Source organism: Methylobacterium sp. WL116 (genome assembly GCF_008039455.1).
GTDB lineage: Bacteria > Pseudomonadota > Alphaproteobacteria > Rhizobiales > Beijerinckiaceae > Methylobacterium.
Genome location: NZ_VRUV01000765.1, coordinates 1 through 1,615 on the forward strand (window position 1 = coordinate 1; position 1,615 = coordinate 1,615).

A 1,615-nucleotide genomic window follows, 5' to 3' on the forward strand; every position below is an offset into this window, starting at 1 on the left:
GCTCTGTCCCGAGGACGCGCCGGAGGGCGTACGCCTGCCGCCGCAGCCGGGCTGCGGATCGCGCGAGATCCCGGCGCCGCGGCGCGATTCCGGGTTCCACGAGATCCTTCCGGGCACGGGCATCCGCATCAGCGGGCGCGTGAGTTCCAGCTTCGACATGCGGCGCTAGGCGGATGCTGCTCGTCCTCGGCTTCGCGACGTGTTTCGGCCTGTGGTGGCTCGGCCGGAACGGCGGCCGGCTCGGGCCCAGGCTCACCCCGCGGTCGATCCGGCGTGCCGGCGCCTGGATCGCGATCGGGCTCGCCGCCATCCTGCTGCTGCGCGGCCAGCTCGCCCCGGCCCTGGTCGTCGGGCTCGGCGGCGTCTGGCTGCTCGAAGGGCCGGAGACGCTGGGTTCCCGGCTCAAGCGGCTGCTGGCGTCGATGAAGCCGTCGCCGAGACGGCACCGGACGGCGCGGGTGGATTTCGTCCTGCGCGACGACGGCAGCGTCGGCGACGGCATCCTGCGAGGCGGCCCGCTCGGCGGCCGGCGTCTCGAGAGCCTCGGGCTCGCCGACCTCCGCGCGGTGCTGGCGGTCTGCCGGACGCAGGATCCCGCGGCGGTGGTGCCGCTAGAGGCGTATCTCGACCGCCGGCACGCCGGCTGGCGTGTAGACGCTGAGCGCGATCGCGACGCGGGGCCGCGCCGTCCGGCGCAGCCAGGGACGATGACGCAGGACGAGGCCTATCAGATCCTGGGGCTTGAGCGCGGGGCGACCCCAGAGGCCGTCCGCACGGCTCACCGGACCTTGATGAAGCGCGCCCACCCCGACCAGGGGGGAAGCGCCGAAGGGGCGGCCCGCGTCAACGCGGCCCGCGACAGGCTGACGAACCGACATCGCTGAGACTCCACGCGCGTTGCCAGGGGTGCAGGACGACGTTCGCCGAGGGCGGCGTCCGCCGTCGGCGTCGATGGCGACCGGGACGGCGAAGGCCGCCGGTCGCTGAACGCCACGGTCTAACGGACCGCGGCGCGACGTGAGGGGGATCAGCTGCGGGTGGCGAAGCAGCTGAAGCCGCTGCGCTTCAGGGCGGAGCAGGCATCCTGCGCCGCGTCCTGCTCTTGGAAGCCGGAGAAGCGTGCGCGGTAGAGGGTGGCGCCGCTGTGCTCGACCTTCACCGTGTAGGGCGCGGCCTTCGAGAGGCTGCCGCCGCCCTTCGCCTTGGCGTCGGCCAGCATCGCCTTGGCCTTGCCCTCGTCGTCCATGGCGCCGAGCTGGATCACCCAGGCCGTCGGCACGATCTTCGGGCCGGCGATGGGCTTCGGCGCCTCGGCGCGGGCGATCGGGCCGTCGGCCGACGCGATGCGCTGATCGGATTTGCGTGCGCCGCCCGGGAACGCGGCCTGTCCCGTCGCGGGTGCGGCGTAGGCCTGCGCCGCCTTCGGCAGGGGCTGCGCGCCGGCCTTGAAGGCGCCGGCGCTGCCGGGGGTCGCGGTCGAGCGCCGCGGCGCGATGTCGAGGGGCTGGCCGGCATCGGTCGAGTTCGTGGTCTCGACCTCGTCGTCCTCGGCCGAAGCCAGCTGCGTCCGGGTCCGCGAGACCGCGTCGGCGACGACCGCCGGCCGGGCGCGCTC

Annotated in this window: 2 protein-coding genes; one reads left to right on the forward strand and one right to left on the reverse strand. The window is 74.7% G+C overall.

Annotated elements, in window-relative coordinates; genetic code table 11:
- Positions 1-173: 173 nt before the first annotated feature.
- Positions 174-884, forward strand: a complete 711-nt coding sequence (locus FV223_RS27120; protein ID WP_147729801.1) for a DnaJ domain-containing protein — start codon at positions 174-176, stop codon at positions 882-884.
- 143 nt (positions 885-1,027) lie between these two features.
- Here the strand turns inward: FV223_RS27120 and FV223_RS27125 are convergent.
- Positions 1,028-1,615, reverse strand: a 588-nt coding sequence (locus FV223_RS27125; RefSeq protein ID WP_147729802.1) for an SPOR domain-containing protein, incomplete at its 5' end; no start/stop codon positions are given.